The sequence below is a fragment of the Collimonas sp. OK412 genome, assembly GCF_900112135.1.
Taxonomy (GTDB): domain Bacteria; phylum Pseudomonadota; class Gammaproteobacteria; order Burkholderiales; family Burkholderiaceae_D; genus Collimonas; species Collimonas rhizosphaerae.
The window spans coordinates 82,631-101,619 of the sequence record NZ_FOLC01000011.1; the positions used below are offsets into that span (position 1 = coordinate 82,631).

Genomic DNA, 18,989 nt, shown 5'->3' on the forward strand with positions numbered 1-18,989 from the left:
TGATGGCTGTCTTGGCCTTGGAAAATGTCTTGCCATCCCCAAACAAGGTGCCCTGGGTGGTGTCGGTCTTTGTGTCCTTTTTCTTGATGTCATACAGGCGCAGATGGCGGTCAGTCGCGCAATGGATGGTATGCGCCTGCTTGGTCTTCTCATCAATGGTGAAGTGCGTACGCGCTTCCGCAGCCGCTCCCAGGAAAATGCTGCACTTGGTTTGCCCAGGCGCCAGGATCAACGGCGTGCCGAGGCTGGGATAAAGAATGACAGCACTGATAGGAGGATCTTTTTCGCACTCGGTAACGCCGGGAGTCTGGTTCTTGCCGCTGGAGGCATTTGCTACGCTTGAAGAAATATCAGCCATGTAAGAGTCCGGATAAAAGTATTAGGCCAATGACGCTAGCGGATGGCTGGAAACGTTTCCAGCGCGGCGCAGGCGTAACGGGGTCAGTATTTTTTCTGAGAGCAGCGCCAGGCTGCGCGGCGCATCGGCCTGCTGCGCTTCCCAATACGCCGCGGGCATGCGCCCGATGACGGCGGCGATCGATTCCTTTGCAGCGGCGCTGGCGCGCAGCAAGGCGTTTAGCTGCGGCTCGTCGCAAGCGCGCGGGTGCATGCGCAAACCAAGCGCGATCAGCAGCCGCTGGTCGCTCCATTCGTTCAAATCCAGCTGCTCGGCCAGCTGCAGCTGGAGATGGGCGATCACACGCAGCACGGGCGCGGCGATGTGGTCGAGCTCGCCGGGATCGGTATCTTCTTTCAGGACCAGGGCTTGCAACCGCTCGGCGTGGTTCAGGCGATCCAGCGCCAGCTGCAGTTCGGCGCCGATTGCCAGCGGTTCGCTGAGCGCGGCCGCCTGCGGCTGCGCTGCGCCGCGGATGACGCGCGGCGCGAACAAATGGTCCCAGCTGGCCCACCATTGCATCGCGCTGAGGAATTGCTGGCGCACCGGTTGCGGCCAGCATTGGGCCATGTCCAGGCCGATGCGCGGGTCGAAATAACGCATCAGCACTTGCGACTTATCTTCCAGCAGGCCGTTGAACCAGCTGCGCAGATGGGCGCACAGTATGTGATTGCGCAGCGGACTGGCGATCACGCTGAGCGCCTGTCTGTTGCCGGCGTCGGTGGCAAGGCGCAGCAGCAAAGCGTCCGAAGGCTGCGGCGGCAGGCGCAACAGCCATGGCCCCTGGTCCACGTGCGCATCCTCTGCCGTGTGCGCAAACAAAGGCTCCGCATCGAGTTCGTGGTCAGCGATGAGCTTGGCGATGCTGCCCGGCGCGCATTGCCCCGCATTGACCAGCGCGTAACACTGGGCAGCGCGCGGCGGCCGCAGCAAGATGCGCAAATCGTGGCTCAGCGCCTGCGCGACTTCATCCAGGAATTGTTGCGGATTATGCGATGGCGTTGATTCTGCCGAATCTGGAACTGCGTGTAACGGAGCGTTCATGTGATATCCATTCAGAGCCGCTTGGTCAGCGTGGAAGCCTGCTGATTCGCTTCCTGCATGCAGCTGACGCAGATATCGGGCTGGGTCTTGACCGGCAGGCTTTTCGGCCCAGGCCAGCTGCGGCTCGCCGCATGCACCAGATGCGGACCGTTGGTGCCGTATTCGATGCCGCCGGCATTGTGCTTGACATAGCTGCCGCCGCCGTTGATCAGGACTTCTTCCTTGGCCGTGATGGTGACGCGCTCGGCAGTCACGCTGATGTTCAGCTTGGCCAGCAGGTTGATGTTGTTCGACAGCGCCTTGACGTCGATGTCGCCTGCCGCTGCGATCATTTTCATGCCGGCCTTATGGACAAACAGGCGGAAGGTCTGGGCGACGCTGGCAAACAGGCTGTCGCCGCTGGCGATCGACAGGCTCTTGCCGGAACTGATCGCGGTATGCTGGGTGCTGGCGATATGCATCGACTGCGCCGTCGTCGTTTCGATCCCGGCCGGGCTGCTCAGCACCAGGTGCGGCGCCGCCAGTTCAGGGAAACTGCCCTCGCCTTCGGCAGCGCCGCCCTGGATTGCCTGGTTCTGGCCTGTGAGCGCCTGCGCGACATTGGTTTGCTGTGCAGGCGCTTCCTGGGCGCCGCTCTGCTCGGCCAATTCGGCCAGCGCCTGATGGCTGTCCGTCGCCGCCGACAAGCGCTGCACCGTTTCGCCCATATCCTTGATATGCGAAGCGGCATTGGCGCGCGCCTCGGTAGTGATCAGCATGCCCTTGGCGGAACGGGCGACGCCGTGGCCGTCGGTGCGCAATTCCCAACCTTCGCCGCGGAAATCCTTGCGCCCGGCATTGTCCTCGATGCGCGTGATGTTGCCGAGGGAAAGCTGGCTGTGCTGATGGTCGCTTTTCAGCTGCGCCTGGATCTTGCCGTTGCTGTCGTCCAGGATCAGGTGGTTGCTGCGGCCGCTGCCGCCATTGCCGAACTCGCGGCTGCGCATGCCGGTCAGGACCTGCTGGCCGGCCAGCTGCCATGGCGGCATGTTGCTCTGGTTGTAGACGGCGCCGGTGATGATCGGATGGTCCGGATTGCCGTCCAGCCACTGGACGATGCATTCGGAGCCGATGCGCGGGGTGGAGATGGAGCCGAGGTCGCTGCCGGCCCAAGGACTGGCGACACGCACCCAGGCCGAACTCTTTTCATCATTGGCGCCGATGCGGTCCCAATGGAATTGCAGCCTGACCCTGGCGAATTCGTCGACGTAGACATCCTGCCCGGCCGGCCCGACCACAGTCGCCGTCTGCGGCGCCTGGATCCTGGTGTCGACGCTATTGAAGCCGCGCACCGGACGCCACGGGATGCTCTTGCGGATGCAGACCAGGCGGTTGTCATAGGCCGCCGCCTGGTCAGCCTGCTGCAGGTAATTGTTGCTGGCGCTATGGACCACGCTGACGATCAGGAACGCATTCTTGTCCGCCCCCCCCGCCTGGCCGGAGGCGCCGACGTTGAAGTGTCCGGTCAGCACGAACGAACGCCCCGGCACGGCAAAGCGGCTGTTGCCTGCCGCCGCCACATGCTTGCCGCTGGCTTCAATCTGCTCCATCTGCCGCTTGGCCATGGCGTCGCCATCCTGGCGGTCCTTGAAGCCATATGCGCCTGCGTATTCGTACGACTCGACATCGAGCACGTCGCCTTGCTGGTTGATGGTCGGGATGTCGAGGTTGGCCGGGATCGGCGCCTTGAAATTGAATCCCGACAGGGCGACCCGGCCCGGGACGATCTGCCGCACCGGCGTCCATTCGCCGATGGCGTCTTCTTCCTGCGCGCCGGCGTGGCGCTGGAAACGGATTTCCGGACTGCTGCCGGCGATCGGTTCGGCCTGCGTCGAATCGTCCGACAGGACCAGCTGATGCCCCTTCTCGGAATGCTCATACCAGTAGTGCCAGCCAGCGGCTTCCCAGCGCCGGTGCAGATAGTTGTGATCGGATTCGTCGAACTGGCAGGCCATGGTAAACGGCAGGTCGCTGCCCTTGACGCGTGAATCCCAGTCGGCATGCGCGCCGTAATCGCTGAAGATGTTTTGCGTTTGCTCGTTCAGCGTCTTGCCATGGAACAGAAGATTGTTTTTGCGGAGCCGGAGATAGGCCAGCCACGGCTTCAGGACCATCGAGTAAAACGCCACGCTGCCGTCGGTCCTGGCCAGCCGGAACTCGAAGACATAGCCGTTGAAATAGCGCAGGCTGCCATCGCCGCGCACCAGTTCCACGGTCACCATCTTGCCCTGGATATCCTTGAGCGGGATGCTGGCGTCGTCCGCCAGCACTTCAACCCTGTATTCGAAATCGCGCGACAAGCCTTCTTCGGCTTCGAGGCGATTCGCCACCAATGTCGTGCGCGGCCCGTCGCCATGGGGGAAAGACAGGCGCAATATCCGGTTATGCTGGCGATCCTGCACCAAGGCCAGGATGGATTGAGGCAAACTGCTCATGCGGGGTTCCTCGAAATTGAACCGTTACTGATAAATGTTATTTAAACAATATTTAACGTTATATTTTACCTGAAGGCAAATCTTATCAAATCATAACTGCCAGCACTGTTAATTACCAACGGGAAATATTATTAATCCGGATACTTTGCAAGAATTAACACTCTTGTTGGAATTCAGAGACAGCATCCGGCATGCGTCCCGGACCGGCCGCCGCCAAAGCGCCATTTGCGGGCACTCCGCGGCCATCTGCATGCAGTCCGCCACATGCCGATTCGGCAGAATCAGGCAATCCTCGCACAGCATTGGTCTACCCTGCCCGATGCCTGCCCGCCTAAGATGAAATCAACGTTTTATCCATCAACGGAGATCCCATGAAAACGGTAGACCATATCTATATCAACGGCAGATTCATCAAACCCCACGGCACTGAAATATTTGAACTCGTCAATCCATCGACCAGGACGGTGATCGGCAAAGTCACGCTCGCCGATGAACAGGATGCACAAGCCGCGATTGCAGCGGCGAAGGCTGCCTACAAGAGTTTTTCGCAAACCACCAAAGAACAGCGCATGGCGTATCTGCAGCGCTTGCACGATGCCGTAGCAGCCCGCTCGGACGAACTGCGGGAGACCATGATCGAAGAGTACGGCGGCCCGTACCGCACGAGCAGTGCCACCACGCAGCGCGCGGCCAACAGCTTTCTTCAGGCCAGGGAACTGCTGAAGACATTCGATTTCGTCAAGCATGTCGGCATCTCCAAAGTGGTGCTGGAGCCGCTCGGCGTGGTCGGCCTCATCACTCCCTGGAACGCCAACTACGGTTTCATCTGCAGCAAGCTGGCCATGGCGATTGCCGCCTGCAGCACTGCCGTGATCAAGCCCAGCGAACTGAGTTCCCTGCAAACCCAGCTGCTGACCGAGTGCCTGCATGCCGCCGGTTTGCCGGCCGGCGTGTTCAACATCGTCACCGGCCGCGGCGCCACGGTGGGCGCGGAAATCACCCGCCATCCCGACATTGCCAAGATTTCGTTTACCGGCTCGACCGATGTCGGCAAAACCATCGCACGCGGCGCGGTCGACACCATGAAGCGGGTAACCCTGGAACTCGGCGGCAAATCTCCAAACGTGATCCTGGATGATGCGGACCTGGAACAAGCCATTCCTGTCGCAATAGCGGCGGCGACCGTCAACAGCGGCCAGGCGTGCATGGCAGGCACCCGCCTGATCGTTCCTGCGAGCCGCCTGGATGAAGTCAAGCGCCTGGCAGCAAAAGCGATGCAAGCCTTGCAAGTGGGGGATCCGCACAACCCCGACACGGCGATCGGGCCGATGGTCACGCAAACCCAATATGACCGCGTGCAGCGCTATATCCGCCTGGGCGTGGAAGAAGGCGCGGAATTGCTGGTCGGCGGCGCCGGCCATCCGGTCGGGCTGGACCAGGGCTATTTCGTGCAGCCCACCGTATTCGCGAACGTCACCATGGACATGCGGATTGCAAAAGAAGAAATTTTCGGGCCGGTGCTGGTCATCCTGAGCTATGCAACCGAGGAGGAAGCCATCGACATCGCGAACGATACTGTCTATGGCTTGCACGCTTTCGTCAGTTCGGCGGATGTCGGCAGGGCAAACAAGGTGGCGGCCCGGATCGTCGCCGGCCGGGTGTTCATCAATGGCATGTATGATGAACCCAGAGCCCCGTTTGGCGGATTCAAGCAATCCGGCATCGGCCGGGAATTCGGCACATATGGACTTGAAGCCTACCTGGAGCCGAAAGCCGTCATGGGTCACGGTGAAACAAGCAATGAAAATGCGCAATAGCGGCAATCCTCCGATATCTTCCTCCGGCCCGCTGGACCTCCTGCGGGCGGAGGTGCTGAGCCATTTCGAAAACATTCCTGAAGAACAGCGCGACGTCTCCACCGCGCTGCCTTATCTCTCGTTCATCCGCTTCACCCGCCCCACCGAACTCAGCAGGGGCATGCTGGAGCCGTCGATGTGCCTGGTGCTGCAGGGGACAAAAAAGGTCTTGATCGGAACCGAGATCACGCACTACGGCAGCGGCAGTTATGTGCTGTCCGCAATCGACATGCCGGTTTCAGGCCAGGTGGTGGAAGCATCTGCCGCGCAGCCTTATCTTGGGATAAGGATCGACCTGGACGCCAGGGAAATAGCAGCGCAGGTCATCGAAAGCAATATCCCGGTCCCAAAGAATTCCCGCTCGCGCGCCGGCGCCTATGTGGAGGAATCGGATGCTGAACTGCAGGATGCATTCCTGCGCTTGTTGCGGTTATTGCGGAAACCCCGGGACCTGGCCGCACTGGCGCCCCTGGTCAAGCAGGAAATCCTGTATCGCCTGATCACTGCCAAAGACGGCGACGTGCTGGGCCAGACCGTGCTGGCCCATTACCAGGAAAAAGGAGTCAACCAGGCGATCCACTGGATCAAGACCAACTACGCCGAACCGATGCAGATCGAGAAGCTGGCCAAGACGGTCAGCATGAGCGTATCGAACCTGCACCACCGCTTCAAGGCCATCACCGTCATGAGCCCCTTGCAGTATCAAAAGCAGATACGCTTGCTGGAAGCGCGCAAGCTGCTCTTGGGCGGCAACATCGAAGCCGCCACGGCGGCCTTCAAGGTGGGCTATGAAAGCCCATCGCAATTCAGCCGGGAGTATCGCCGGCTGTTCGGAGCCTCGCCGCTGCAAGACATGGAGTATTTGAAACACCATGAACTGGATCGGTAAAACAGGCTAGCTGCTAGAATTGCAGGCTCGTCAAACCAGCAGGATTCCCATGCCATCCTACGCATTCCGTCTTCTCAATGTCTTTGCAGAATCCACTTTCGGCGGCAACCAGCTCTGCGTGTTTGAAGACGCCCGCGGCATGGACGACGCCACCATGCGGGCGCTGGCGCTGCAATTCAATCTCTCGGAAACCACGTTTATCCTGCCGTCCGAGCACGCCGCTGCCCGTGTACGGATTTTTACGCCGGGTTATGAAATGCGCTTTGCCGGCCATCCGACGCTGGGCACCGCGCACGTGGTGCGCGATCTTGCCGGCGCCGGCGACAGGCTGTCGCTGGAATTCGCAGCCGGCGTGGTCCCGGTGTCCGCCGACGGCGACGTCTGGACTTTCACCGCGCCTCAAGGCGGCGGATTGAAAACGGCGCCGGCAAACCTGACGCAAGCCGAGATGGCAGCGCTGCTCGGCTTGAATGAAGACGATCTGCTGGCCGCACCGGTATGGATAGACACCGGCGCCGACCAGTTGCTGGTAGCGCTGCGCAGCATGGACGCCGTGTGCCGCACCAGCCCTGACAGCGCACATCTCGATGCCTGGCCTGAGAGCAGCCTGGAGCGCAAGACCGTCTACGTGTTTGCCTTCGATCCGGACCGGCCGGGCCAGGTGTTGTCCCGCTACTTCTTTTCCAAGCAGGGCGGCGGCGTATCCGAAGATCCCGGCACCGGATCGGCTTGCGCCAATCTTGGCGGCTGGCTGATCGCCAACGGCCATCCCTTGCCTGCCGAATATCAGATCACGCAAGGCGAAGCGGTGCAGCGCCCTTGCCTGCTGCGGCTCAAGGTGACGGCTGACCGCGCCATCCAGGTGGGCGGCAAGGTCATCGAAATCGGCCGCGGCAAAATCAGCCTGTAACGTTTAATTCCGGCTCAAGCCCGCGCCTGCGACCAGCGCCGGTAGCGCCGCGTCAGCCGGCGCGTACGCAACTGGTCGATGACCAGGGTCAGCAGCGCCGAATGATTCCCCGCCACCGCCCGGCTGGCGCCGAGCGATCGCAGGCGGCGCTTGACCAGCGCCATGCGCGCCAGCGCCGCCATCATCTGGTCCTTCCATTCCACCGCCGGACCGCGCGCAGCCTGGTCGCCGCCGGCTAGCCATTGCGCAGGCAAGTCGGGCGCGATCGCCAGCGCCGTCGCCATGCCCGCCACCGCTACGCCGCTAGCCAGCACCTGCTCCGCCACCGCCTTACGGCCGATGCCGCCGGTAGTCATCACGGGCATGCGGGCGACGGCGGCCAGTTCTTTGGCAAACTCCAGGAAATAGGCTTCACGCGCCAAGGTACGGCCATCCGCAGTCTGGCCCTGCATCGCCGGGCTCTCGTAGCTGCCGGCGGACAGCTCGACCAAGTCCACCTGCAATTCGTTGAGCCAGAGAATGACCTGCCTGGCGTCGTCCTCGCTGAAACCGCCGCGCTGGAAATCGGCAGAATTGAGCTTTACCGCCACACTGAATCCGACCGCAACCGCGGCCCGCACCGCGCGCACCACTTGCAGCAGCAAGCGCGCCCGGTTTTCCAGGCTGCCGCCCCACTCGTCCTGGCGGCGATTGCTCAGGGGCGACAGAAATTGGGAGATCAGGTAGCCGTGCGCGGCGTGGATTTCAACTCCGCTGAACCCGGCCCGTTCGGCAGCGGCGGCGCTGGCGGCAAAACGCTCGATGACTTCCTGGATCTCCGCATCGCTCATCGCTTTCGGTTGCACAAACAGCTTGCTGTGCTTGCCCATGTCCAGCGCCAGCGCCGACGGCGCCCACGCCGTGCCGCCCATGGCAGCCATCACCTGGCGCCCCGGATGGTTGAGCTGCATCCACACTTGCGCGCCCTTGTGTTTCGCCGCTTCTGCCCACTGCTTGAAAGGCTGCAGGGGGGTATCGGCTTCCAGCACGATGCCGCCCGGCCCGGTCAGGGCGCGGCCGTCGATCATGACGTTGCCGGTGATGATCAGGCCGGCGCCGCCGTCGGCCCAGGCGCGGTAAAGCCGGTGGATGGCGGCGCCGGGCAACTGGCCGCTGTCGGCCATGTTTTCTTCCATGGCGGCTTTGGCGAGGCGGTTGGGCAAGGTGCTGCCGTTCGGCAGTTGCAACGATGAAAACATGGTCGAAGTCATGATGGATGCGCTAGCAAAAGGAGGAAATACGGTATGCTAAGCTTGAAGTCAACTTGAAGGTCAAGCGATATGAAGATTGGTGAACTGGCGGACAAAACCGGCATGGCGCCCTCGGCCATCCGCTATTACGAACAAAGCGGCCTGCTGCCCAAGCCTGAGCGCGGCGCCAACGGCTACCGCGACTATGCCGAGGCTGCCATCGAACGCCTGCGCCGGATCCAGATGGCGCAAAGCCTGGGATTTTCGCTGGACGCTATCCGCAGCGTATTCGCCAGCAACGAGGAACTGTCCAAGGACGACCTGATAGGCAAACTGGATGGCCGGCTCAAGGAAATCGAGCAGCTGGTGGACACGCTGCGCGAGCAGCACCAGCATCTGCGCAACCTGCGCGCCACGCTGCAGGCAACCTGGGCGGAAGGAGAGTGCCTGAATACCTCCAGCCTGGAAAACGGCCGGATTGCCAGGCGCGGCAAGCACTAGCGGCCTGTCGCACTTAGGATGATCGGCTGCTAGGCATCCTTGTATTCGGAATACTTGCGCGCATCCCCGCGCACTTTATCGGCAGGATATTTAAGCCGGTTGAGGACCATTTTTTCTGACACGGCTGCGCGCAGGTCAACGTCGAGCTTGTCGGCAAGGCGCACCAGGTAGACCAGCACGTCGGCCATTTCATGCCGGACCTGCTGCAATTTGCCTGGGGCCAGCTCATCGCCGCTGCCGGTTGGCAGCCATTGGAAATGTTCCAGCAGCTCGGCCGCCTCGACGCACAGCGCCGCCGACAGGTTTTTCGGGGTATGGAATTGATCCCAGTCGCGCTCGGCGACGAACTGCCGGACTTCTTCCCGCAAGCTGGCAAATTCACCGTTTCCTGACTGTTCGACCATGGCAGCGCTCCGTTTAAATTTCCCACCATGATATAGGCTGAGGCGGCTGCAAGCAGCCGTTTCGATGCCGCACTCACGATCTTGCCCTGGCGGCGCTCTGGCCGGAGGTTAAAAATATCAATTTCGCAAGCACTTTCATCACAAAGGCCTACGTGATATAAGAGTACCTGTTACTTTGCTTTCAGCAACCTGCTCTCGACTAGTGTTTTGTGAACAGACGTGCCGCCGTTTAATGATGGAACCATCATCTCGGTAAGGATGCATATGGACATGAGCGTAAAAATCGGCGGGCAGCCGGAAGCAATCCGCCGGGTGACAAAAATCTATTCACGCTTGCTGATCGCGGGCTTTGCGCTATCGCCGGCTATCCTGATCGCCTACCTGTATTTCTTCCAGGATCCCGGGCTCAAATTCGAAGACCACCTGTTCCACGAAATCGCGATTGCCGCCGCTACCCTGGAGGGCATTTTTGTCACTTACGTCAGCTGGCGTTGTTACCTGTCCTCGGGAGAACCGCTGCTGCGCTGGCTTACCCTGGGTTTTTTAGGATTCACCCTGATCTACGTCCCGCACGGCTTCTTCACCGGCATGGCGCATCACAATATCTGGCTGTTCCTGCTGTATGGCCCGGCGTCCCGCCTAGCGATGGCGATCCTGCTGCTGGTCGGCTTGTTATCCTTCAACCAGGAACCCGACGCTCACGAGCTGCGCGCCAATCCGCGCCCATGGCGGATATGGATCGCGGTGTTTCTGCTGATCGATATCGCAGTGGCGTTCATCGCCTATTCGGCGATTGCAGGCAGTCCTGCGGTGCGGCTGACAATGGAGGGCGGCGCCCTGTTTTTCTGCGCGGTCAACATCATCCTCATGCTGGCCGGCCGGATCCGCTCGCCGCTGATGACGATCTTCGGCATTTCGATCGCCTTGTTCGGCCTGTCGTCATTGGCGTTCATCCTCGGCCGCCCGTGGAATCACATGTGGTGGCTGGCGCATGCCATCTTCGCCGGCGGATTTTTCTTCCTCAGCTACGGCATCATCCAGGCATTCCATACCACCCGTTCATTCGCCACGATCTACAACCAGGAAGAAATGGTGAACCGGCTGGCGATGGCGATGGTCCGGACTGAAAGCGCGCTGCAGGAACTGCAGCACAGCAACCGCATGCTGGAGCACCTGGCCTCGACCGATCCCTTGACCGGCGCCGCCAACCGCCGCTATTTCATCGAGCGGGTGGATGCCGAAATCGCCAGGTCCAGGCGGGATAACCTGTCGTTTTCCCTGCTCGCCCTCGACCTGGATAATTTCAAGGCCATCAACGATCATTACGGCCATCAGGTGGGCGACGACGTACTGCAGGGTTTCGTGCAGAAATGCCTGGAAGAGATCCGTCCCTATGACAGCGTAGCGCGCATGGGCGGCGAGGAATTCATGGTCTTGCTGCCGCAAGCCTCGCTGGACGTTGCAGTGGTGATCGGCGAGCGCATCAGGTCAGCCACCGAAAACGCCGTGTTCGACAGCATCGTCATACCTAAGGTGATACTCACGGTCAGCATCGGCGTATCGCAGTTCGGCCGCGACGGCATCACCATCGACACGATTTTCCGCGCTGCGGATGAACGCCTCTATCGCGCCAAGAACCAGGGCCGCAACTGCGTGATTACAACGTGAGGCGAGCGCGCCGCGACCTGCCGGCTCAACCGGCGCCGGTGTTGCGGTATTTACCGATGCCGATGCCGAATATGCTGGTCTGATGGCTCTTGCTCTTCACTACCCTCAATTTTTTGCTTGGGTCGAGCAGCGTGAAGCGTTCCCTGATGTCAGCTTCGCTTGGCAATGAATTTGCGCGCCAGCGGATGATATCGATACCGGCCTTTTTCAGCGCCTTGTACTTTCTTTCATCCTCTTTGCTGACGGTCTTGCTGTTGTGATTCTTGTGGTCTATCTCGATTACCGCGACCACATCGCTGGCTTTGTCGCAAATCACGAAATCCAGGTTCTTTGCCGTCAGGCTGTCGAGACCGGCGCTGTCCTTGGTGCCGAGGCAGCGGCTCAGCCCGACTTGCGCCAGCACCATGTGGTCCGGCAACGCGCCTACCAGCCGCCAGTACATGATCTGTTCATTGTTCGACATCGGTTTTTTCTTGACGTATTCGCGTCGCTTTTGCAGCTTCGCCTGCTTCTCCCTGGTAACCACAGCAATCACAGCCATGATAATGAGCGTTAGCACCGTGAGTGCAATGACTGCTTTCATTATTCAGTTCCTCTAGTTGAGTGCAGCGGCCATTATATTTCTATATGGAAATATAATGAAGTCAAAAATGCAGTACTTATGGATTGTTTATCGCAATCGCCGGCAGCGGGGCCGTCAGGATCTTGGAAAAGAACTGGCCGGGAAAGGCCGGCAGATATCGGCGCACCGCGAGAAAAGCGGCACAGGATGGGGGGAAGCAAGGGACGGCGGACATCTGGTCCGCCCAACCCTGCCAGCTCGCTGAGCCGACAGTGGCTGGCTGTATTTACAGGCCGGAATTACTCGGTCAGCCCGAAAATCGCATCGTAGCCATTCTTGGCCCGATCGGCTTCTTCCAGTTCATTGCTCAAACCCAGGTCTTCCAGCTCTTCCGCCGCATTGTTGAACTGCTTGCTGCTGGAGGCGCCGATGACACGGTAGATTTCCTGTTTCGCATTGCGGATGCCGAGCAATATCTGTTCTTGCCTGACGACGTTCAGTTCTGTCGACGTAATCAGCAGGTTGGCCATGATGTCGTGATCGAACTCGGGGATGTCTTTATCTCCGATTAGTGCTGTTTTCAATCTGTTCCTCTTGTCTTTATGAATAAATTTTGCCGCAAGTGTGCGATTTTATCAGTGTAGTGCTTTGTAAGTAATGGAGCTTCAGAAATGGTGTATTTTTGTGCCAGGCTAGACGCAAACCGGAGCGATAGCAGTGCTATCGCGAGGATTTGCAACGACGCATGGCGCGAAAAGACGCCGTTTATGAAGTTTCATTATTTGCAAAGTACTACACTAAGTCTGGCGTTTTGCCGTCATGGCGCTCCGCGAAGCGCCCGGGCGCTGCATCTGCGCCGGGCTTCGCGGAGAAGGCTCCTGCTTATTCCTGGTGATAGCGGGTCACCAGTTCGACTTCGCTCTTCGAACCGAGGAAGACCGGCACGCGCTGGTGCAGCTTCTCCGGCTGGATATCCATGATCGCCTGCTTGCCGTCGGTGGCGGCGCCGCCGGCCTGCTCGACGATGAAGGCCATCGGGTTGGCTTCGTACATCAGGCGCAGCTTGCCTGGCTTGTCCGGTTCACGCGCATCGGCCGGGTACATGAAGATGCCGCCGCGGTTCAGGATGCGGTGGACGTCAGCCACCATCGACGCGATCCAGCGCATGTTGAAATCTTTCTGGCGCGGCCCGCTGCTGCCTGCCAGCATTTCGTTGACATAACGCGTGACCGGCGGGTGCCAGTGGCGCGCGTTGGAAGCGTTGATCGCAAATTCCTTGGTCTCGGCCGGGATTTGCATGCCGCGCTGGGTCAGGACCCACGAACCCATTTCACGGTCCAGGGTAAAACAATCCACGCCATTGCCGGTGGTCAGCACCAGCATGGTCTGCGGGCCGTAGACGGCGTAGCCGGCAGCGACCTGCTTGCGGCCCGACTGCATGAAATCCTGTTCGGTCGGCGATTTCATGCCGTCCGGCGCTTTCAGCACGGAGAAAATGGTGCCGATCGAGACATTGACGTCGATGTTGCTGGAACCGTCGAGCGGATCGAACAGCAGCATGTATTCGCCTTGCGGATAGCGGTTGGGAATCGGGTGTATCGATTCCATTTCTTCCGAAGCCATGGCCGCCAGGTGGCCGCCCCACTCATTGGCTTCCAGCAGGATTTCATTGGAAATGATGTCCAGTTTCTTCTGCACTTCGCCTTGCACGTTCTCGCTGTCGGCGCTGCCCAGGACTTCGCCCAGCGCGCCCTTGCCGACGGCGTGGCTGATGGTCTTGCAGGCGCGCCCGACCACTTCGATCAGCAGCCGCAGTTCGGCCGGGATGCTGTTGTGCAAGCGTTGTTGCTCTATCAGGTGCTGGGTAAGACTAATACGTTTCATATTGCTCTTTCTTTGTTGTAGCCTTCCCCGGCCGGCGGCGGAAACCTTCCCGCTGCCGGTTGGGAAACGGCAAAAAAATCAGTTGGCGAGTGCTTTGCCGATGACTTCCAGTACGTCTTTCGACAAGTCAGGCGCTGCGGCGACGCGCTGCAAGGCCGCGCGCATCTTTTCCTGCAGCGCCGGCGCATATTTGCGCCAGCGGTCCAGGCTGCGCGCCAGCCGCGCCGCCACTTGCGGATTGACGCCGTTGAGTGCGATCACCTGGTCGGCCCAGAATTCATAGCCGCTGCCGTCGGCCGCGTGGAAATTGGCCGGGTTGCCGCTGCAGAAACTGAAAATCAGGCTGCGCGCGCGGTTCGGGTTTTTCAGCGTGAACGCCGGATGCTCCAGCAAGGCGCGGATCGCCGCGACATCGGCCGTGTAAGCCGTGGCTTGCAAGGCGAACCATTTGTCGATGACCAATGCTTCCTGCTCGAAATCCTTATAGAATTTTTCCAGTGCGGCAGCCTTGCCTGGCGCATTGCTGTTAGTCAGCGCCACCAGCGCGGCGAGGCGGTCGGTCATGTTGTTGGCGTTGTCGTATTGCTGCTGGGCCAGCGCATGCGCCGCCTCGTCGTCGGCCTGGATCAGGTACGACAGGGCGACATTCTTCAATGCGCGCTTGCCGGACGCTTCCGCATCCGGGCTGTATGCGCCGGGTGTCTGGCTGGCATGGTAAGCCGCCAGCAGGTCATCCTTGAGCGCCAGTCCCAGCTTGCCGCGCAGGTATTGGCGCGACTGGTGGATCGCTTGCGGATCGATCACTTCGGTCTGCTCTGCCAGCAAGACTTCCGACGGCAGGGTCAGGGCCAGTTCGCGGAAAGCCGCGTCAAGCTTCGCATCGTTGAGGATCAGGCCGAACGCCGTGCCCAACGCTGCGCTGTTGGAGGCCGCATTGTCCAAGACATCCTGCAGCGCCACCACATGGCCGGCTTGCCCGGCATCCTGCACGGCTGAAGTCAGCGCCAGCAAGCTGCGCGTAGCGAGACGCTGGCCGGCTTCCCAGCGGTTGAACGGGTCGCTGTCGTGCGCCAGCAGGAAAGCCAGGTCGGCGTCGCTGTATTCGACATCCAGCACCACCGGCGCCGAAAAATTACGCAAGATCGACGGCACCGGCTGTTCCGCCACATCGACGAAACGGAAGGTCTGCTGCGCCTTGGTCAGTTCCAGCACGCGGGTGGTTGCGCCGCCGGCCTTGCCCTTGCCGTCTGCCTGCAAATGCAGCGGCATGTCCTTGCCTTTGCTATCGAGCAGACCGACTGCAACCGGGATATGGAACGGCAGCTTCTTGGCCTGGCCCGGGGTCGGCGCGCAAGTCTGCGTCAGTGTCAGCTCGTAGGTTTTCTTGACGGCGTCGTACTTGCTCTGTACTTGCACCCGCGGCGTGCCGGCCTGGCTGTACCAGCGCTCGAACTGGCTCAGGTCGCGGCCGTTGGCGTCGACCATCGCGGCGCGGAAATCGTCGCACTCTACCGCTTGGCCGTCATGCCGCTCGAAATACAAGTCCATGCCTTTGCGGAAACCGTCGCGGCCGAACAGGGTCTGGTACATGCGCACCACTTCGGCGCCTTTTTCATAAATCGTGACGGTGTAGAAATTATTGATTTCGACATAGGAATCAGGCCGCACCGAGTGCGCCATCGGACCGGCATCCTCCGGGAACTGGGCCTGGCGCAAGACGCGTACGTCATCAATGCGCTTGACGGCGCGGCCGCTGTCGGTGCCGACCATGTCCGCCGAAAACTCCTGGTCGCGGAATACGGTCAGGCCCTCTTTCAGGGACAGCTGGAACCAGTCGCGGCAGGTGACGCGGTTGCCGGTCCAGTTATGGAAATATTCGTGACCGACCACCGCTTCGATATTGGCGTAGTCGACATCGGTGGCGATACGCGAATTGGCCAGCACATACTTGGTGTTGAAAATGTTCAGGCCCTTGTTTTCCATCGCTCCCATGTTGAAGTCGCCGACGGCAACGATCATGAAGCGGTCGAGGTCGAGCTCCAGGCCGAAGCGCTCTTCATCCCAGCGGATGCTGTTGACCAGGGAATCCATGGCGTGCTGGGTCTTGTCCAGGTTGCCCTCTTCGACCCATACCTGCAGCAGCACTTCGCGGCCGGATTTCAGCGTGTGCTTCTGTTCCTGGCAGACCAGCTTGCCGGCTACCAGCGCGAACAGGTAGGAAGGTTTCTTGAACGGGTCTTCCCACTTGGCGTAGTGGCGGCCGTCCGCCAGGTCGCCTTCTTCGATCAGGTTGCCGTTCGACAGCAGCACCGGATATTTTTTCTTGTCGGCGCGCAGCATGACGGTGTACTTGGCCATCACATCGGGACGGTCAGGGAAATAGGTGATCTTGCGGAAACCTTCCGCTTCGCATTGGGTGAAGAAGTTGCCGTTGGAAACGTACAAACCCATCAGCGAGGTATTTTTTTCCGGGCTGGTCAGCGTTTCGATTTCCAGCACGACCTTGGCCGGCGCCGATGCAATGCGCAGCTTGCCGGCCTCCAGCTGGTACTGGCCTGGTTTCAATTGTTTGCCATTGAGGCGCAGTTGCACCAGTTCCAGCTCTTCGCCGAACAGGACGATTTCCTTGCTGCTGCTGGCCGGGTTGCGCCGCATCGTGATGCGGGTGGCGATGCGGGTAGCGGCAGGATCAAGGTCAAAGCCCATGTCGACCGTGTCGACCAGGAAGGCAGGAACGGTGTAATCCTTACGAAGAATGGTTGGTGGCGTGGCGGAGGTATCTGTGCGCATAGGAAGTAGTGGAGTGACGGTTAATATCGATGACTACGGTTCGATGACTACGGTTGATAACTATGGTTGGTAACTACAGTCGGCAACTAAGCGGGCCTGCCAGGGATCGCCTGGCGGCCTGCTTAATAACGTGGCTGGTCAGTCTCAATAATTCGGGCAGACAGTGATTCTACCAATCAAAGCGCAAACCATCATGCAATTTGCTGCGGATTGCCGGCCTGCCGGCGATTCATCGATAGCAAACTGCAAAGATCACCCTGGCCAGGGAATTCGTTTAAAATTAATATAAATACATGATTTTGATGGATCAAACGGCAAACGCCATTTCTCAGCTTACGGATAGTGCCAAAGCGATAGAGCAGCACTATGAAGACTTGGCTAAAATGGCCACAGCAGCTGCCGCTACCGGATACCGCCAATCGGGCAAACCACTGGACCGGCCTGCAATCCCCCACCAAGAGGAATCACAATGAAACGTATCATCAGTCTCTGTCTGGCTGCATTTGCATTGCTGCTGGGCGGTTGCGCCACGGTCATCCGCAGCGACGTCACCGCCTTCAACGAATGGCCGGCCGATTTGCCGGACAAGTCCTATGTGTTCGAAGCTACGGCGGCACAAAACAATGACCTGGAATATCGCAATTACGAAAACCTGGTGCGGCAGGAGTTGCAGCGCCTGGGATTCGTGCCAGCCGGCAGCGCCTCGCCGCAGCTGAAGGTCGCGCTTAACTACGGCATTGCTGCGCGCGATGTCCATGTGGTCGAACCGGTAGTGGCGGATCCCATGTGGTACGGCCCTTACGGGCCTTATGCCTGGGGCGGCCCAAGGTTCTACAGCCCGTATTACGATCCGTTCTGGTACGCACCGCAGGTGATCGGCCAGCGCGAATACAACTACCAGCTGTTCCAGCGCCGCCTGAACATCGCGATCACGCGCGCCGGCAACGGCCAGAAACTGTATGACGTCACGGTCTCCAGCGAAGGCAAGATGAATTCCTTGCCTGCCGTGATGCCGTACATGGTGCGCAGCGCATTCACCGACTTCCCCGGCAAGAGCGGCGTGCCGCACCAGGTTGAATTGAAAGTCGAAGACCAGAAATAACAAGCCTGTCGGCGGCAAAACGGCCTGTGCTCCCTTTCACCAGGGACCACAGGCCGTTTTTCATCGGGCGCGGAGTCAGCTATAAAACCATTCGCTGGCAAACGTGATGAAGCCGATCAGCATGACCGCCAGCACCAGTACGATCAGCAGGCGGCCAAACTTGGGTGAACCCTCGCTGCCGCTGGCCTGTTCCTCCGGGTGGTTCATCGGATTTTGCGCATCCGGCTGCTGTTTCAAGGGGTCGTTCATGCATGCCTCAGGGAATCAGGATGGTGGAACCGGTGGTCTTGCGCGACTCCAGGTCGATATGCGCTTGCGCCACGTCTTTCAAGGCATAGCGCTGGTTGATTTCAATCGTGATTTTTTTGCTGTCCACCATCTGGAACAGGTCGGCCGCGGCCGCATCCAGGTCGGCGCGGCTGGCGATATAGCTCGGCAGCGACGGCCGGGTAATGGTCAACGAGCCGCGCGACGCCAGTTCGTTCAGGCTGAACGGCGGCACCGCACCGGAAGCGTTGCCGAAACTGACCATGGTGCCGAGCGGCGCCAGGCTGTCCAGCGAACCGATGAAAGTATCCTTGCCGATCGAATCGTAGACCACCGGCACGCCTTTGCCGCCGGTGATTTCACGTACCCGCTCGACGAAATTTTCGGTCTTGTAGTTGATCACATGGGCGCAGCCGGCTGCCTTCGCCAGCGCTGCTTTTTCATCGGAGCTGACCGTGCCTATCATGGTCACGCCCAATGCCCTGGCCCATTGGCTGGCGATCAGGCCGACGCCGCCGGCAGCGGCGTGGAACAGGATGGTTTCGCCGCCGCGCAAAGGAAAGGTGCGGCGGAACAGGTACTGCACCGTCAAGCCTTGCAGCGTCATTGCGGCGGCGGTATCGAAACTGATGGAATCCGGCAATTTGACCAGGAACGCGGCAGGCATCACGCGCGCCTCGGAATAAGCGCCATTCGGGCGCGTGGCGTATGACACCCGGTCGCCTACCTTGACATGCTGCACGCCGGCGCCGACCGCTTCGATCACGCCGGCGGCTTCCTGTCCCAGGGCGCCCGGCAAGGGCTGTGGATACAAGCCGCTGCGGAAGTAGACGTCGATGAAATTCAGGCCGCAAGCGACATGCCGTATCCGCACTTCGCCCGGTCCCGGGTCACCGACTTCCACGTCGACATATTCCATCACTTCCGGGCCACCGGTCCGCGACATCCTGATTGCTTTTACCATGATTGCTCTCACCTCCAAATATGCGTCAAATTGCCGCTTTTTTTAATT

The 18,989-nt window shown here is 60.1% G+C and carries 16 protein-coding genes; 6 read left to right on the forward strand and 10 right to left on the reverse strand.

Going from position 1 to position 18,989, the window contains the following annotated elements:
• Positions 1-379: 379 nt before the first annotated feature.
• Both BM062_RS13440 and BM062_RS13445 read right to left on the reverse strand, forming a co-directional pair.
• The gene (locus tag BM062_RS13440) at positions 380-1,441 is read right to left on the reverse strand and encodes a DUF4123 domain-containing protein (protein WP_092397620.1); all 1,062 of its coding nucleotides are present in this window, start codon (positions 1,439-1,441) and stop codon (positions 380-382) included.
• An 11-nt stretch (positions 1,442-1,452) separates the two neighbouring features.
• On the reverse strand, positions 1,453-3,915 hold the full coding sequence (locus tag BM062_RS13445) for a type VI secretion system Vgr family protein (protein ID WP_092397622.1): 2,463 nt from the start codon (positions 3,913-3,915) through the stop codon (positions 1,453-1,455).
• A gap of 371 nt (positions 3,916-4,286) precedes the next feature.
• On the opposite strand from BM062_RS13445, the gene BM062_RS13450 reads away from it, so the two are divergent.
• Genes BM062_RS13450 through BM062_RS13460 form a run of 3 tightly spaced genes read left to right on the forward strand, consistent with a single transcriptional unit; the run spans position 4,287 to position 7,570 of the window.
• Positions 4,287-5,732, forward strand: coding sequence for an aldehyde dehydrogenase family protein (locus BM062_RS13450; protein WP_092397624.1), 1,446 nt, complete (start codon positions 4,287-4,289; stop codon positions 5,730-5,732).
• Positions 5,716-6,660, forward strand: coding sequence for an AraC family transcriptional regulator (locus BM062_RS13455; protein WP_092397626.1), 945 nt, complete (start codon positions 5,716-5,718; stop codon positions 6,658-6,660). The genes BM062_RS13450 and BM062_RS13455 overlap by 17 nt, the downstream gene beginning before the upstream one ends.
• Before the next feature lie 49 nt (positions 6,661-6,709).
• Positions 6,710-7,570, forward strand: coding sequence for a PhzF family phenazine biosynthesis protein (locus BM062_RS13460; RefSeq protein WP_092397628.1), 861 nt, complete (start codon positions 6,710-6,712; stop codon positions 7,568-7,570).
• Between the two features lie 14 nt (positions 7,571-7,584).
• On the opposite strand, the gene BM062_RS13465 is transcribed toward BM062_RS13460, so the two are convergent.
• On the reverse strand, positions 7,585-8,820 hold the full coding sequence (locus tag BM062_RS13465; protein ID WP_217647590.1) for an NADH:flavin oxidoreductase/NADH oxidase family protein: 1,236 nt from the start codon (positions 8,818-8,820) through the stop codon (positions 7,585-7,587).
• Between the two features lie 69 nt (positions 8,821-8,889).
• Here BM062_RS13465 and BM062_RS13470 point away from each other — a divergent pair, with 69 nt between their 5' ends.
• Entirely contained in the window at positions 8,890-9,300 is a 411-nt protein-coding gene (locus tag BM062_RS13470) for a MerR family transcriptional regulator (protein WP_092397630.1), read from the forward strand.
• Positions 9,301-9,329: 29 nt separating this feature from the next.
• On the opposite strand, the gene BM062_RS13475 is transcribed toward BM062_RS13470, so the two are convergent.
• Positions 9,330-9,704, reverse strand: a complete 375-nt coding sequence (locus BM062_RS13475) for a nucleotide pyrophosphohydrolase (protein ID WP_092397632.1) — start codon at positions 9,702-9,704, stop codon at positions 9,330-9,332.
• A gap of 264 nt (positions 9,705-9,968) precedes the next feature.
• Between BM062_RS13475 and BM062_RS13480 the strand changes: the two genes are divergently transcribed.
• A complete protein-coding gene (locus BM062_RS13480) occupies positions 9,969-11,372 on the forward strand; it encodes a GGDEF domain-containing protein (RefSeq protein ID WP_092397634.1) in 1,404 nt (467 codons plus the stop codon).
• Positions 11,373-11,397: 25 nt separating this feature from the next.
• Here the strand turns inward: BM062_RS13480 and BM062_RS13485 are convergent, their stop codons facing one another.
• From BM062_RS13485 to pepN, 4 genes are all read right to left on the reverse strand, one after another.
• Positions 11,398-11,955 (reverse strand): DUF2726 domain-containing protein, encoded by a 558-nt coding sequence (locus BM062_RS13485; protein WP_092397636.1) that lies wholly within the window; start codon positions 11,953-11,955, stop codon positions 11,398-11,400.
• A 278-nt stretch (positions 11,956-12,233) separates the two neighbouring features.
• Positions 12,234-12,518 (reverse strand): hypothetical protein, encoded by a 285-nt coding sequence (locus BM062_RS13490; protein ID WP_139220048.1) that lies wholly within the window; start codon positions 12,516-12,518, stop codon positions 12,234-12,236.
• Between the two features lie 298 nt (positions 12,519-12,816).
• The gene (locus BM062_RS13495; RefSeq protein ID WP_092397640.1) at positions 12,817-13,818 is read right to left on the reverse strand and encodes a class 1 fructose-bisphosphatase; all 1,002 of its coding nucleotides are present in this window, start codon (positions 13,816-13,818) and stop codon (positions 12,817-12,819) included.
• 78 nt (positions 13,819-13,896) lie between these two features.
• Positions 13,897-16,608: an aminopeptidase N gene (gene pepN, locus BM062_RS13500; RefSeq protein ID WP_092397642.1), complete on the reverse strand. Its 2,712-nt coding sequence runs from the start codon at positions 16,606-16,608 to the stop codon at positions 13,897-13,899.
• Between the two features lie 469 nt (positions 16,609-17,077).
• Between pepN and BM062_RS13505 the strand changes: the two genes are divergently transcribed.
• On the forward strand, positions 17,078-17,710 hold the full coding sequence (locus tag BM062_RS13505) for a DUF4136 domain-containing protein (RefSeq protein ID WP_092397644.1): 633 nt from the start codon (positions 17,078-17,080) through the stop codon (positions 17,708-17,710).
• A gap of 75 nt (positions 17,711-17,785) precedes the next feature.
• Here BM062_RS13505 and BM062_RS25585 read toward each other — a convergent pair whose 3' ends face one another.
• Complete coding sequence (locus tag BM062_RS25585; protein WP_175501000.1) at positions 17,786-17,959, reverse strand: hypothetical protein; 174 nt, start codon at positions 17,957-17,959, stop codon at positions 17,786-17,788.
• A gap of 7 nt (positions 17,960-17,966) precedes the next feature.
• Positions 17,967-18,941: a quinone oxidoreductase family protein gene (locus BM062_RS13510; protein ID WP_092397646.1), complete on the reverse strand. Its 975-nt coding sequence runs from the start codon at positions 18,939-18,941 to the stop codon at positions 17,967-17,969.
• Positions 18,942-18,989 lie beyond the last annotated feature (48 nt).

Excerpts from the sequence above, each read along its gene's own strand:
- BM062_RS13440 (WP_092397620.1), bottom strand. The coding sequence starts at position 1,441 with ATGAACGCTCCGTTACACGCAGTTCCAGATTCGGCAGAATCAACGCCA.
- BM062_RS13445 (WP_092397622.1), bottom strand. The coding sequence starts at position 3,915 with ATGAGCAGTTTGCCTCAATCCATCCTGGCCTTGGTGCAGGATCGCCAG.
- BM062_RS13450 (WP_092397624.1), top strand. The coding sequence starts at position 4,287 with ATGAAAACGGTAGACCATATCTATATCAACGGCAGATTCATCAAACCC.
- BM062_RS13455 (WP_092397626.1), top strand. The coding sequence starts at position 5,716 with ATGAAAATGCGCAATAGCGGCAATCCTCCGATATCTTCCTCCGGCCCG.
- BM062_RS13460 (WP_092397628.1), top strand. The coding sequence starts at position 6,710 with ATGCCATCCTACGCATTCCGTCTTCTCAATGTCTTTGCAGAATCCACT.
- BM062_RS13465 (WP_217647590.1), bottom strand. The coding sequence starts at position 8,820 with ATGACTTCGACCATGTTTTCATCGTTGCAACTGCCGAACGGCAGCACC.
- BM062_RS13470 (WP_092397630.1), top strand. The coding sequence starts at position 8,890 with ATGAAGATTGGTGAACTGGCGGACAAAACCGGCATGGCGCCCTCGGCC.
- BM062_RS13475 (WP_092397632.1), bottom strand. The coding sequence starts at position 9,704 with ATGGTCGAACAGTCAGGAAACGGTGAATTTGCCAGCTTGCGGGAAGAA.
- BM062_RS13480 (WP_092397634.1), top strand. The coding sequence starts at position 9,969 with ATGGACATGAGCGTAAAAATCGGCGGGCAGCCGGAAGCAATCCGCCGG.
- BM062_RS13485 (WP_092397636.1), bottom strand. The coding sequence starts at position 11,955 with ATGAAAGCAGTCATTGCACTCACGGTGCTAACGCTCATTATCATGGCT.
- BM062_RS13495 (WP_092397640.1), bottom strand. The coding sequence starts at position 13,818 with ATGAAACGTATTAGTCTTACCCAGCACCTGATAGAGCAACAACGCTTG.
- pepN (WP_092397642.1), bottom strand. The coding sequence starts at position 16,608 with ATGCGCACAGATACCTCCGCCACGCCACCAACCATTCTTCGTAAGGAT.
- BM062_RS13505 (WP_092397644.1), top strand. The coding sequence starts at position 17,078 with ATGAAACGTATCATCAGTCTCTGTCTGGCTGCATTTGCATTGCTGCTG.
- BM062_RS25585 (WP_175501000.1), bottom strand. The coding sequence starts at position 17,959 with ATGAACGACCCCTTGAAACAGCAGCCGGATGCGCAAAATCCGATGAAC.
- BM062_RS13510 (WP_092397646.1), bottom strand. The coding sequence starts at position 18,941 with ATGGTAAAAGCAATCAGGATGTCGCGGACCGGTGGCCCGGAAGTGATG.